15 protein-coding genes are annotated in these 12,572 nt (G+C 66.6%); 8 read left to right on the top strand and 7 right to left on the bottom strand.

Annotated elements, in window-relative coordinates; all coding sequences use genetic code 11:
• Positions 1-19 precede the first annotated feature (19 nt).
• On the bottom strand, positions 20-265 hold the full coding sequence (locus V5F78_RS03680; RefSeq protein ID WP_394066460.1) for a hypothetical protein: 246 nt from the start codon (positions 263-265) through the stop codon (positions 20-22).
• Between the two features lie 404 nt (positions 266-669).
• Here V5F78_RS03680 and V5F78_RS03675 point away from each other — a divergent pair, with 404 nt between their 5' ends.
• From V5F78_RS03675 to V5F78_RS03660, 4 genes are all read left to right on the top strand, one after another.
• Positions 670-1,026: a response regulator transcription factor gene (locus V5F78_RS03675; RefSeq protein WP_394066882.1), complete on the top strand. Its 357-nt coding sequence runs from the start codon at positions 670-672 to the stop codon at positions 1,024-1,026.
• A gap of 258 nt (positions 1,027-1,284) precedes the next feature.
• Positions 1,285-1,536, top strand: coding sequence for a hypothetical protein (locus tag V5F78_RS03670; protein WP_394066461.1), 252 nt, complete (start codon positions 1,285-1,287; stop codon positions 1,534-1,536).
• 136 nt (positions 1,537-1,672) lie between these two features.
• The gene (locus tag V5F78_RS03665; RefSeq protein WP_394066463.1) at positions 1,673-3,073 is read left to right on the top strand and encodes a sensor histidine kinase; all 1,401 of its coding nucleotides are present in this window, start codon (positions 1,673-1,675) and stop codon (positions 3,071-3,073) included.
• Entirely contained in the window at positions 3,070-3,726 is a 657-nt protein-coding gene (locus V5F78_RS03660; RefSeq protein ID WP_394066465.1) for a response regulator transcription factor, read from the top strand. Before V5F78_RS03665 ends, V5F78_RS03660 begins: the two co-directional genes overlap by 4 nt.
• 130 nt (positions 3,727-3,856) lie before the next feature.
• Here V5F78_RS03660 and V5F78_RS03655 read toward each other — a convergent pair whose 3' ends face one another.
• On the bottom strand, positions 3,857-4,750 hold the full coding sequence (locus V5F78_RS03655; protein WP_394066467.1) for a LysR family transcriptional regulator: 894 nt from the start codon (positions 4,748-4,750) through the stop codon (positions 3,857-3,859).
• A gap of 143 nt (positions 4,751-4,893) precedes the next feature.
• Here V5F78_RS03655 and V5F78_RS03650 point away from each other — a divergent pair, with 143 nt between their 5' ends.
• On the top strand, positions 4,894-5,970 hold the full coding sequence (locus tag V5F78_RS03650) for an NAD(P)H-dependent flavin oxidoreductase (RefSeq protein ID WP_394066469.1): 1,077 nt from the start codon (positions 4,894-4,896) through the stop codon (positions 5,968-5,970).
• A 68-nt stretch (positions 5,971-6,038) separates the two neighbouring features.
• On the opposite strand, the gene V5F78_RS03645 is transcribed toward V5F78_RS03650, so the two are convergent.
• From V5F78_RS03645 to V5F78_RS03625, 5 genes are all read right to left on the bottom strand, one after another.
• Positions 6,039-6,749, bottom strand: a complete 711-nt coding sequence (locus V5F78_RS03645) for a DUF1223 domain-containing protein (protein WP_394066471.1) — start codon at positions 6,747-6,749, stop codon at positions 6,039-6,041.
• A gap of 218 nt (positions 6,750-6,967) precedes the next feature.
• The gene (locus V5F78_RS03640) at positions 6,968-7,675 is read right to left on the bottom strand and encodes a glutathione S-transferase family protein (protein WP_394066473.1); all 708 of its coding nucleotides are present in this window, start codon (positions 7,673-7,675) and stop codon (positions 6,968-6,970) included.
• 43 nt (positions 7,676-7,718) lie between these two features.
• Positions 7,719-8,528, bottom strand: a complete 810-nt coding sequence (locus tag V5F78_RS03635; protein ID WP_394066475.1) for an SDR family NAD(P)-dependent oxidoreductase — start codon at positions 8,526-8,528, stop codon at positions 7,719-7,721.
• The gene (locus V5F78_RS03630; RefSeq protein WP_394066477.1) at positions 8,518-9,258 is read right to left on the bottom strand and encodes a glutathione S-transferase N-terminal domain-containing protein; all 741 of its coding nucleotides are present in this window, start codon (positions 9,256-9,258) and stop codon (positions 8,518-8,520) included. Before V5F78_RS03630 ends, V5F78_RS03635 begins: the two co-directional genes overlap by 11 nt.
• Positions 9,255-9,947 carry a peroxiredoxin-like family protein gene (locus V5F78_RS03625; protein WP_394066479.1) on the bottom strand — a complete coding sequence of 231 codons (693 nt, stop codon included), beginning with the start codon at positions 9,945-9,947 and terminating at the stop codon, positions 9,255-9,257. Before V5F78_RS03625 ends, V5F78_RS03630 begins: the two co-directional genes overlap by 4 nt.
• 184 nt (positions 9,948-10,131) lie before the next feature.
• On the opposite strand from V5F78_RS03625, the gene V5F78_RS03620 reads away from it, so the two are divergent.
• The 3 genes from V5F78_RS03620 to V5F78_RS03610 all read left to right on the top strand — a co-directional run bounded on the left by V5F78_RS03620 (position 10,132) and on the right by V5F78_RS03610 (position 12,463).
• Positions 10,132-11,076, top strand: a complete 945-nt coding sequence (locus V5F78_RS03620) for a LysR family transcriptional regulator (RefSeq protein ID WP_394066481.1) — start codon at positions 10,132-10,134, stop codon at positions 11,074-11,076.
• A 106-nt stretch (positions 11,077-11,182) separates the two neighbouring features.
• Positions 11,183-11,749 carry a carboxymuconolactone decarboxylase family protein gene (locus V5F78_RS03615; RefSeq protein ID WP_394066483.1) on the top strand — a complete coding sequence of 189 codons (567 nt, stop codon included), beginning with the start codon at positions 11,183-11,185 and terminating at the stop codon, positions 11,747-11,749.
• A 75-nt stretch (positions 11,750-11,824) separates the two neighbouring features.
• On the top strand, positions 11,825-12,463 hold the full coding sequence (locus V5F78_RS03610; RefSeq protein WP_394066485.1) for a pyridoxamine 5'-phosphate oxidase family protein: 639 nt from the start codon (positions 11,825-11,827) through the stop codon (positions 12,461-12,463).
• Positions 12,464-12,572: the final 109 nt, after the last annotated feature.

The raw sequence follows: 12,572 nt of genomic DNA, 5'->3' as shown, positions 1-12,572 counted from the left end.
ATGCGGTGGCTGAGCCCGTTCAATTCACGGCCGGATCGAAAGCCGGGCCCGACTGCGCGTTGAAGGCGACGGCATTGGGCGCTTCGGCCTGAGCGGCGTGCACGGCCTTGTGGTGTTCAGCCGGCATCGGCAGCAGGCTCTCCTGGCGCGACACGGCATATTGCTGCTCGTTCTCGGGGCCGATGTACGGGTCGGCGAAAGCAGTGGAGGCGGCCATGACGACCAGGGTCGAAGCAATGGTAAGGGTCTTGGTGAAGGTGTTCATTGTGGTCACTCCTGTTTGAGTGAAAGCACAATATCGTTCGCCAAACCCTGGATGAATTGCACCTAGGTTTCTTCTCATGTCTTGTGGTTTGTATGCGCAGAAACCTTCGTATAGGTCCTCGCCGGGATCAGCTGCGCGCGCCTCTGGCTCGCCGTGCGGTGTCGCACGCTCGGCGTTCACCTCTGCCGGGAAGTGGAGACGAGACGACCCATGGGAAAGCCCTGTCGCGCGCGCTCTTATGCTTCTTCCGCTAGGTCATCATGTTCCGTATGGACATCAGACAAAAGCAAACCAGCGTATGATTCAATTCTGATTTATTCCACGCCATGTTGCTTTCGGGGTGAGGCGTCTGGTCGCGGCCGGACGATTCTGGCGAAAGGATTAATCGTGTGCCAACCAACCCAATGATTACCATCGTCGATGACGATGACGCGGTGCGAACCGCCATAGAAAATCTCGTGCGATCGCTCGGCCTGCGCACCAGCACCTTCGCATCGGCGGACGCGTTTTTGAACTCCGAGCGGGCGCGGGACACCAACTGCATCATCACCGATGTGCAGATGCCCGGCATGTCCGGCGTGGAGCTGCAATCGCATCTGCGCCGGCAGGGCAATCGCGTGCCGATGATCTTCGTCACCGCCTTTCCCGAGGACCGCATTCGCAAACAGGCGATGGCGGCGGGGGCGATCGGCTTCCTGAGCAAGCCGTTCGATGGCACCGCGATGATCGCCTGCATTGACCAGGCGCTGGCGATGGCGTGATGGGACACCATCGGGACGATGGCGTGGCTTTCCATGCCGCGCCAAAGCGTCCCCTGCCCTTTGCCCAATTCTTTCCATGTCGCGGCGCCTCACAGGCGCCGATTTCATGTGCGCGCCGCAAATCCGCAGAGTCGAAAAACATACCAACGTATGCCCCCCGCCCTCCAAGGCATAATCCAAAGCAACGGGCGAATAGTATCGAAGGCGATCCGACGGCGGCATCTTACGTCCATCGCAACCCACATCGGACATACGTCGATGAACACCTTGACCAAGACCCTTTCCGCCGCCCTGATCGGCCTGCTCGGCGCGACCGGCATTGCTTCCGCCCAGCCGGCCTCCTACGCCGCGGCGGCCGCAGCGCACGAGCGCCAGGTTGCCGAACCCCAGCAGGACGCCTCGCAGGGCGCGACCGCCGGCTACAGCACGGACTCTTATTCGCTCCAGCGCGGTACCGCGCAGGATCACGACCCCCATTGGGGCCCGGCGCAGGACGCTGACCAGTATTGATGCTAAGTCGTCCTTAAGGCAAAGCAGACGTGCAAGACCGGGACAGGGTGCATCCTGTCCCGGTCTTTCCGAACATCAAACGCAGGGGGCCGTCTTGGACGAGGTGGAGGCACAGCCGCAGCCAAGAAAATGGTTCATGATGGCGATGGCGACGGCGCTCGCGACGGCGATCTTCATCGTCGATACGATCTCGCCGCTCGATATGGCGATCGCTGTGCTTTACGTGATCGTGGTGCTGTTCTCGGCCACTTACCTGGAGCGGCGCGGCCTGCTGCTGGCGGGCGCGGCCTGCATCGGCCTCACGGTGCTGAGCTTCACCATCATGCACAGCGAGAACTACAATATCTCCTCCACCATGCGGGGGGTGGTCAGCGTTGCCGCGATCACCGTCACGACCCTGCTCTCGCTGAAGAACCAGCACGCGACGCGCGCTTTGCGCGAGCAGGCCGACCTGCTGGACCTGACCCACGACGCGATCTTCGTCCGCACCGTCGATGATATCATCACCTATTGGAATCACGGCGCGGAGGAGCTGTACGGCTGGACCCGCGCGCAAGCGGTCGGCCAGCGCGCCAGCACGCTGCTGCACACGGTGTTTCCAGAGCCGCAGCAGGACATCTTCGAGCAGTTCCAGCGCACGGGCCGGTGGGAAGGCGAACTCGTCCACACCACCCGCGAGGGCGCATCCGTCGTGGTCATGAGCCGCTGGTCACTCCAGCGCGATGAGCGCGGGCGGCCCCTGGCGGCCATGGAAACAAACAGCGACATCACCGAGCGCAAACACGCCGAGGACGCACTTCACCAATCCCAGGCGGAGCTGGCCCACGTCACCCGCATCACCACCATGGGCGAGCTGACCGCATCCATCGCCCACGAGATCAACCAGCCGCTGGCGGCGGTGGTAACCAATGGCGAAGCGTGCCTGCGCTGGCTCGGCCGGGCGATCCCCGACCTCGGGGAGGCCAAGTCCGCCGTGGAGCAGATGATCCGCAACGGCCGGCGCGCCAGCGACGTGGTCGCCCGGCTGCGCGCGCTCGCGCGCCGCGGGGAAGCGGACCGCGTGCCGGTGGACGTCAACGAGGCGATGAACGACGCGCTGCTGCTGGTGGAGCGTGAGCTCTCGAACCACCGCGTGGCGCTCGACCTTTGCCTGGACCGGAGCGTGCCCCGCGTTCTCGGAGACCGGGTGCAATTGCAGCAGGTGGTCATCAATCTCGCGCTCAACGCGATCCAGGCCATGGAGGCGGTTCCGGCCGCGCGCCGACGCCTGCGGGTGGAGACGCGCAGGCGCGACGATCCATCCGCCAACGCGGTGCAGATTAGCGTCACGGATACCGGCCCGGGCGTGGAGCCGCAAAATATTCCATTGCTGTTCAATGCGTTCTACAGCACCAAAAGCGATGGCATGGGCATGGGCCTGTCCATCTCGCGCTCGATCATCGAAGCGCATAACGGTGTTGTCGCCGCCACCCTCACCGAGGGCGGTGGCATGTGTTTCAGCGTCACGCTGCCCATGCATGAGGAAACCTGCTCGTGAGCATTCGCCCGGCCTCAAGCGCATCCGCGCCGTCCAGCGAGCCCCTGGTCATCGTGATCGACGACGATGCCGACCTGCGGAGCGCCCTTTCCAGCCTGTTCCGCTCGGTCGGGCTGCGGGTGGAACTGTTCGGCTCCGCGGCGGAGTTGCTCGCGGCAAAGCTTCCCGATGTGCCGCGCTGCCTGGTGCTGGATATCCGCCTGCCGGGTGTCAGCGGGCTCGATTTCCAGGCGCAGCTGGCGAAATCCGCGACCGACATGCCCATCATCTTCATGACCGGCCACGGCGACATTCCCATGTCGGTCCGCGCGATGAAGGCGGGCGCCGTGGACTTCCTCACAAAGCCCTTCCGCGACCAGGATATGCTCGACGCGGTGACCACCGCTATTGATGCCGACCGCGCCCGGCGCGAGGCGCACAAGGCGGTCTCGGCGGTCGAGCAATCCTATGCGACGCTCACCGCGCGCGAGAAGCAGATCATGGCCCTCGTCACCTCCGGCCTCATGAACAAGCAGGTCGCCGCCGAAGTCGGCCTCAGCGAGATCACCGTGAAGATCCACCGGGGCCACGTGATGCGGAAGATGGAAGCGAAATCGCTCGCCGACCTGGTGCGCATGGCGCAGACGCTCGGCCTGTCCACCGACGGAAAATAACGCGCACGCATCCCGCCAAGGCGCGGCGCGTGGATTTCCGAAATGGCCACCACGCCCTTCAGCCGCCATTGCGGCAAGCCCCACCTCTGGTGGGTGGGACGGCGGGGCGCGGGGGGCTCGATGATGGATATTATGTGTGAGAATGCGTGGAATGAGCGCGGAGCGTCGCAAGGAACGCGTCGCACGCGGCCGAGCGAAAGCCGCGTCGGCGGATCAGGAGAGTTGGAACCGTCGCCAAGGGCTGGCAGCTGATGCTCGCCATCGCGGGTTGAAGCGCGAGCACGGACCGCGGCACCACGCCGAGACATCCCCCCGCCGCGATGCAGGCGAGGATCGCGTGATAGGAGCGCAGCTCCAGCGGCCGCAATTCCCGCTCGCCCAGCCCGGAACGGGTGACCCAAGTCTCGACGATCCGACGATAGGTGCAGCCCGCCTCCAGCGCCGCGAGCCGTTTCACCTCCAGGTCGTCGGCCGTGCGAACCGGCGGATGGCGGGCCGGAAGCACCAGCATCAGCTCTTCCTCAAACACCGCATGGCTCTCCAGTTCCGGGACGAGGCATGGGTCGTATCCCTCCTCCCCGGGCAGGCTGGCCACCAGGGCGCACTCCAGCGCGTGGCCGAGCACATCCGCCACGAGGGCACGGCTGGTGCCGGTCTTCAGGTCGAGATCCACCTCCGGCCAGGCGCTGTGGAAAGCGGCGAGCGGGGCCGGCAGGCGGCTCGCGGCCGTGCTCTCCATGGCGCCGATCCGAAGCCGGCCCGTCGGAAGGCTGGGGTTCAGGGCACCCCGCGCCTCGGCGCCGAGGGAAAGGATGCGCCGCGCGAAATCCAGATAGGTCCGCCCTTCGGCGGTCAGGTCCATGCGCTTGCCTTCGCGCAGGAACAAGGCCGCGCCAAGATCCTCCTCCAACTGCCGCAAACGTGTCGTCACGTTGGAAGGCACGCGGCCGAGTTGCTCCGCCGCCCGGGTCACGCTGCGCGTTTCCGCCACAGCCAGGAAAATTTCAAGGGTCGAGAAATCCACGCCCGCCGCCCGCTTGATCTGTTTTTGAGAATGATTTACGAGTTATATTCTCATTTGAAGAATGTCGCGTCAACCGGATACCCCTATCTGATCGCGGACCCGGCGCCATCCCGCCGCTCCGTCCGCCCCGAGAGGCAAATGCCATGACCCAATGGCCCGACCGTCGCATCCTCGCGCTTTTCGGCATCGACGTTCCCATTCTGCTCGCGCCCATGGCCGGCCCCGGATCTCCCGAACTGGCCGTCGCGGTGGGCACCGCAGGCGGGCTCGCCGCTTTGCCCTGCGCGCTCCTCACCCCGGAGCAGTTGCGCGCCAATCTCGACGCGGTGCGGCCCGCCCTTGCCGGGCGCCCGCTCAACCTGAACTTCTTCTGCCACACGCCACCCCAGCCGGACCCCCAACGGGCCCTGCGCTGGCGGGCGCGCCTTGCGCCTTATTATCTGGAACGGGGGCTCGATCCCGAGGCGCCGATCCCGGCCGGTGGCCGCGCGCCGTTCGATGACGCCTTCTGCACCATCGTCGAGGCCGAGCGGCCGAAGGTGGTGAGCTTCCATTTCGGCCTGCCCGAAGCCGATCTGCTGGCGCGCGTGAAGGCCACGGGAGCCAAGGTCATTTCCTCCGCCACCTGCGTCGCCGAGGCGGTCTGGCTGGAACAGCACGGCTGCGATGCCATCATCGCCATGGGTCTGGAGGCCGGCGGCCATCGCGGGCATTTTCTCAGTGACGACCTGAACCGCCAGTCCGGCACCTTCGCTTTGGTGCCACAGGTGGCGGATGCGGTTTCCGTGCCTGTCATCGCCGCCGGCGGCATCGCCGATGCGCGTGGCATCGTGGCGGCGCTGGCGCTGGGCGCGGCGGCGGTTCAGATCGGCACCGCCTATCTGTTCAGCCCCGAGGCGAACGTGCTGCCGGTGCATCGGGCGGCACTCGCCGTCGCCGACGATCAGAGCACCGCGTTGACCAATCTGTTCACCGGCCGGCCCGCGCGCGGCGTCATGAACCGGGTCATGCAGGAAATCGGCCCGCTCAGCCCGGATGCGCCGAGCTTCCCGCTGGCCAGCGGCGCGCTGGCGCCGCTGCGCGCGGGGGCCGAGGCGGAAGGGTCTAACGCATTCTCCAATCTGTGGTCCGGCCAGGCCGCGCGCCTCGCCCGGCACCTGCCGGCAGGCGAACTCACCCGCCGCTTGGCGGCGGAGGCGCTGGAAAAGCTCGCCCGCTGAAGCGATCCCGGCAGCGCGGGCGATGCCGGGGGCTTTGCTCAAGCGCGCTCAGGGCGACAAGCGGACGGTCATTTTTCCGTTCGCTCATCCGTCGCGGCGGCGAGGATCGGGCCGCCATTGCGCTCCTGAACCAGCACGGCGGATTTCAGACCCGCCGACGGCTCCGGCAGCGGAAAACTCGCCGCGCGGCCCTCCCAATCGCCGAGGCGCACCAAGTCCTGAACCACATGGGCATGGGCGAGCGTGTGCCCGCCATTCTCGCCGCGCCGCACCGGCACCTCGCGCGTGAGCGGATCATAGAGCACCAGCCAGACATCCGCCCCTTCGCCGCGCGCCGTCCCCGCGCCGATCACGGCGCGTCCACCGCGCAAATTCAGCGCGGGCGCGCCGGCCGGCCGCCGGCTGCGGGCAATCAGGGACTCCACCTCCGCGAGGTCATAGCCCACCGTACTCGCCTGTCCGTTGATCACCATCTGCGGCGTGAACGGACCCGCCTGGCCGAGCTTCGGCTCATAGATTTCCTGGCGACGGGTGAATTGGGGTTTGCCGAACACATCCTTCCAGCCGAGATAATCCCAATAGGTCACGCTGAAACTCAGCGCGAGGACATCCGGCCGGCGGGTCAGCTCAATCAGATTGGCATTGGCGGGCGGACAGGAAGAGCAGCCCTGGCTGGTGAACAGCTCGACGACCACCGGCTGTTCCGCGGCACGCGCGGCAATCGGCGCGGCCGCCGTCGCGAGCGCGAGCGCGGCGGAGAAGAGAAAAATCGGCTTCACGGGGCACCCTCTGCGGAGCGACTCCGCCGTCGGCGGAGAATGGACGTCCGAGAGGTTTTCGTCGCGGCGGCGGCCATCGTTACCCCCTCACGCCATCGTGTCGGAGGCGAAGCCGTGCAAAGGGGAGCGGACATGACGGCCCGCCCCCCGGGGACCTGGTCTCTGCGCGGCGGAAAGATGCCTGATCCCTCCGCCGCGGTCTTAAGCGCCGCAGTCACTCAGGCGGGGGTAGCCGGATAATTCTGCGGATACAGGGCGCGCAGGGCGACCTCGTCCATCTCCTGCTTGAAGGTCAAGGTGCTGCCCACCGCGCGGGCCCGCGCGGCCGCCGGACGGGCGTCCACCATCTCGAACCAGCGCTTGAGATGGGGGAAGGCACCGAGCGGATCTTCGTCCACGCCCAGCGCGAACGAGGCCCGGATCAGCCAGCCCCAGGCCGACATATCCACGATGGTGAGATCCTCGCCGACGAGAAACGTCCGGCCGGAGGCCAGGCGCTCGTCCAGCAGGCTGTAATGGCGCTCCACTTCGCGGCGATAGCGGTTGATCGCGTACGGTAGCTTTTCCGGGGCTGCGCGCTGGAAATGCACCGACTGGCCCGAATAGGGACCGACCCCGGTGGCTATGAACATGAGCCAGGACAACAGGTCGCCACGGTCTTCCGGGCGGCCGAGGAAGCGGTCGATCTTCTGCGCGAGATACAGCAGGATCGCGTTGGAATCGAACACCGCCGTCGGCCCGCCCACGCCGTCGGTGTCGACGATCGCCGGCAGCTTGGCGTTGGGATTGATGGCGCGGAACGCCGGCAGGTGCTGTTCGCCCTTTCGGGTGTCCACCGGGATCACCTCATAGGCGAGCCCGGCTTCCTCCAGAAACAGCCCCACCTTGTAGGGGTTGGGCGAGGGATGGAAATAGAACTTGATCATCAGGGCTCCGTGGGCGGGGAGGAAACGGAAAACGCATACACCTTCAGAAGGCGCGATGGGTGGAGACGGCAGCTTCCAGATCCGCCTTGATGGTGCGGAAACGCGCGTCGACCGCTTCCGGCTCCTCGCGGTTCTTCGTCATCATGGCGAGGCGCGCCGCGCCACCGCGGATCACCTCGCGGGCGTTGTTTTCCAGCCCCTCGATCAGCCCGTCGGCCACCGCCTCAGGGGTTTCGCGCACGAAGCCGAGATCCGGGCCGGCCTTGTTGGTGGCCAGCATCGGGGTATCGGTAGCGGTGGGATAAAGCGTCATCACATGCACCCCCTCGCCCAGCAGTTCGCGGCGCAGCGCCTCGCCGAACCGGCCGAGCCCCGCCTTGGCGGCGGCATAGGTGCCATAGAACGGCCCGCCCACCAGCCCGAAGCCGGAAGAGACATTGACGATGGCCGCGTCCCCGCTCGCCCGCAACAAAGGCAGCGCGGCGCGCGACAGCAGGATCGGCGCGAGAAGATTGAGGGAGATCATGGCCTCGATCTCCGCTTCCGGGATCTGCTCCAGGCGCCCGGCACGCACATTGCCGGCATTGTTCACGAGAATATCGAGCCGCCCGCCGAACGCTCCGGACGCGGCGGCGATCAAGGCGGCCCGGTCGGCGGCGACGGTGACGTCGCAGACCTGAACCTGCGCCGAGCCGCCGGCCGTCCGCACCAGGGCGGCGGTCTCCTCAAGCGGTGCGAGGCGCCGCCCGGCAAGCAACAGGCGCGCGCCCTTGCGGGCAAAAGCGAGCGCGGCCGCACGGCCAATGCCGCTGCCCGCGCCGGTGAGCAGGACTGTCTTTTCCTCAAGCTTCATTGTTCTTCTCCTTAAGCGTGGTCGCCGCTTGCGGGGCGATGCTGGCGGCGGTCTGCCCGAACAGGATGCTCTTGCCGGCCTCGGTCACGGCCGGGCGGCTCTGGTACGGCGCGCCCTTCGCGTAGGCCGCCACCGTCGCCGGACGCGCCGCGACCTCGGCGAACCAGCGCTTCAGATGGGGAAAAGCATCAAGATCCTGCTGCTGGCGGCGCCAGGGCACCACCCAGGGATAGATCGCCATGTCTGCTATGGAATAATCCGCCCCGGCAACGAACGGCACGAGCGCGAGGCGCCTATCCAGCACGCCATAAAGCCGGTTGGTTTCCTTCACGTAGCGCTCCATGGCATAGGGGATGCGCTCCGGTGCATATTGCACGAAATGGTGGTTCTGCCCCGCCATGGGGCCGAGCCCGCCCACCTGCCAGAACAGCCATTCCAGCACCTCCTTGCGCCCGCGCACATCCGAGGGCAGGAAGCGCCCGGCCTTCTCGGCGAGATAGACCAGGATGGCACCGGATTCGAACACGCTCACGGGTGCCCCGCCGTCGGCGGGATCGGGATCGGTGATCGCCGGCATGCGGTTGTTTGGGGAGATGGCCAGAAAATCCGGCTTGAATTGATCGCCGGCACTGATGTCGATGGGATGGATCACATAGTCGAGGCCCAATTCCTCCAGCAGCATCGTCACCTTGTGGCCGTTGGGCGTGGGCCAGTAGAACAGGTCGATCATGCGCTCTCTCCCTGCGCGCCGGCAGCCGGCGCCTCCCGCTCGTCGCTGAGATCCTTCAGCACGGTCACGATTTCCTCGGGGTCGAGGCGATTGCGATAGTCGGCATCCACGTAGGACATCAGTACCCGCCCGTCGGGCGCGATTACGAAGGTGCCGGGAACGGGCAGGCGCCAGCGGGTCTCGCCATTGATCTGCGGCAGCTCGATGCCGTTGCGAGCATAGGCCTCGCTCAATTGCGGCGGCAGCTCAAACACCAGGCCATAGTCGGCGGCGACCACGTTCCCCACATCGCTCAGAACCGGGAACGCGAGATTGCCGGCGTCGACCGTCTCCTTCGAGCGGTCCGGCAATTGCGGCGATATGGCGAGCAATTCCCCGCCGAGCGCGCGGATGGCCGGCAGCGCCTGCTGATAGGCACGCAGCTGAAGATTGCAGTACGGGCACCAGCCGCCGCGATAGAAGGTGACGACGACCGGCCCCTTCGCGAGAAGGTCAAAGAAGTGGACATTGTCCCCTTGCGCATCCGGCAAGGTGAAGTCCGGTGCGGTCTGGCCGGCGCTCAGCGCCACGTCGAGCAGGCCGGAGCGGCGCAGATCCTCGATCGCCCCCTCATAGAGGGAGACGCGCTCGCGGGGGGCTTCGCGCTCGAAGGCGGCCCGGCGGGCCGCAAGATCCTGGAGCAGGCTCACGCGACCACCTCCCATTTTTGGACCGGCAGGGCCGGCGCCTGGATTGCGAGGCGGGAGCGCCAAGCCTCCGGTTGCAGGTGCAAGGACATGGGCGTTTTCCTTCAGGAGCAGTCCGCTCCCATTTGATCTCATCCTTCGCTTTTCAAAATCCCGCTTCATCGCATATGATTCATTCTTCAGAGGAATGAATGGTGCGCCGGTGGATCGCTTTGCCTCCCTCAGCCTGTTTGTGCGGGTGGTTGAAACCGGCAGCTTTTCAGCCGCTTCCCGCGCGGCCGGCATTTCCCAGCCCACGGCGAGCAAGCAGATCGTGGAACTCGAGCGCCACCTGGGCGCCCGACTGCTCCAGCGCACCACGCGCAAGCTCAGCCTCACCGAGGCCGGGGCGCGCTTCTACGATCATGCCAAACGGCTGCTGGCGGATCTGGCGGAGGCCGAATCCAGCGTCTCCCAGCTCCAGGGCGCGGCGGTGGGCACCTTGCGGGTTGGCGCGCCGATGGCATTCGGGCGCTTGCACATCATGCCCGAATTGCCGGATTTCCTCCGCCAATATCCCGACCTTGCGGTGGACCTTTCGCTCAACGACAGGTTCGTGGACCTGATCGAGGAACGGGTGGACGTGGCGATCCGCATCGGCCGCCTGTCCGACATGAATTTGATCGTGCGGCATCTGGGCGAGAGCCGGCGCGTGCTGGTCGCGAGCCCTGCCTATCTCGCCGCGCGCGGGGAACCGCGCACGCTCGACGCCCTGCACACCCATGATTGCATCGTCTATCGCTATCTCTCCACCGGAAACGAATGGCCCTTCACCGGTCCCACCGGGCCGGTCTCGGTGCGCGTCAACGGCAGCTTTTCGACCAATAGCTCGGAGGCCGTCCGCGCCGCCGCGCTGTGCGGCATGGGCATTGCGATGGTGCCGGTCTGGATGGTCGGCGACGCGCTTGCGAGCGGGGCGCTCAAGGCCATTCTCACCGACCATGAGGCACCGGGCGCCGACATCAGCGCGCTCTATCCGCCCACCCCGCATCTCGCCCCGAAGGTGCGGGTGTTCATCGACTTCCTGCGAAAGGCTCTGAGGCGCCGGGCGGCCCAATGGGCGCCTGAGAGCAATGACCCATCATTCCGCTGATCGGAATAATAAATTGCAGATCCGGGGGATTATCGTTTCATTCAGGCAGGATCATCTTCGACCCATGGATGCCGGCGACCGGCGCCCCCCACAGGAGGATGATCCCATGTCTCACGTTTCCGCTCCCCGTCTCCCGATCCCGGCCACCATCGAGGACGCGCCCGCCGCCGCCCAGCCGCTGCTGAATGCCGTGAAGGCCCAGCTCGGCAGCGTGCCGAATCTGTTCCGCCTCGTGTCCAACAGCCCGGCCGCGCTGGAAGGTTACCTCGGGCTCAATACCGCGCTCGGCAAGGGCCGCCTGCCGGCGGCGACGCGCGAGCGCATCGCGATCGCCATCGCCGAGATCAACGGCTGCGATTATTGCCTCTCGGCCCACACCTATCTCGGCCACGCGCTCGCCAAGCTCGAAGCGGCCGAAATCGCCGCCAACCGCGACGGCACCTCGACCGATCCCAAAGCCGATGCGGCGGTCCGCTTCGCCGCCAGCGTGGCGCGCCAGCGCGGCCACGTGGATGCCAGCGAAGTCGGGGCGGTGAAGGCGGCCGGCTATGACGACGGCCAGGTGATCGAGATCGTGCTTCACGTCGCCCTCAACACCTGGACCAATTACATCAACGAAGTCGCCAAGACCGAAATCGACTTCCCGATCGTCACCACGCGCAAGGCGGCCTGAGCCGCTCCGCACGTCCCGCCGTCCAGACCACCGGCCGGCGGGACGGGGGACCAAGATCGCGCACAGGAGGTACCGATGACCTCACCCTTATCCGTTCCGAGCGACATCGCCTTTTCCCCGGCGGTCAAGGCGATCCAGGCCCGCAAGGGCTCGCGCGCCGGGTATCGCCGCATGGAGGAGACCGGCGGCTGGCGCGACGAGATCACCCCCGATCTCGCCGCCTTCCTTGCGGCGCAGACGAGCTTTTACCTCGCCACCGCCAGCGCCGCCGGCCAGCCCTATATTCAGCACCGGGGCGGCCCGCCGGGCTTTTTGCGGGTGCTGGATGCGCACACGATCGCGTTCGCCGATTTCAAGGGCAACCGGCAATACATCACGCTCGGAAACCTCAGCGAAAACCCGGCAGCGCACATCTTCCTGATGGATTATGTGAACCGCCGGCGCATCAAGATGTGGGGCACGGCACGGGCGGTGGAGGATGATCTCGCCTTGCTGGAGGCTTTGCGCGTCGAGGGCTACAAGGGCGTGCCGGAGCAGGCGGTGGTGTTCACCCTCACGGCCTGGGACGCGAACTGCCCGCAGCATATTCCCCAGCGCTTCGAGGCCGCCGATGTCGCGGCGGCGCTGGAGGTGCGCGACCGGCGCATTGCCGAACTGGAAGCGCAGCTGGCGCGCCTCACCGACACCGCACGGCCGGGCGCGGCGCAGCCATAGGGCTTTGGCGCCCCTGTCCGCGCCGCCGCCGGCGGTGCGGGCACGGGACCGGGCCGGATGCGAACGGCGCGCCGGGCGTGAGCCGAGGCCGTACCGCATCGCAACGGTT

Source organism: Roseixanthobacter glucoisosaccharinicivorans (assembly GCF_043195095.2).
Lineage (GTDB): Bacteria > Pseudomonadota > Alphaproteobacteria > Rhizobiales > Xanthobacteraceae > NCEH01.
This window is presented reverse-complemented; position numbering and strand designations above follow the sequence as displayed.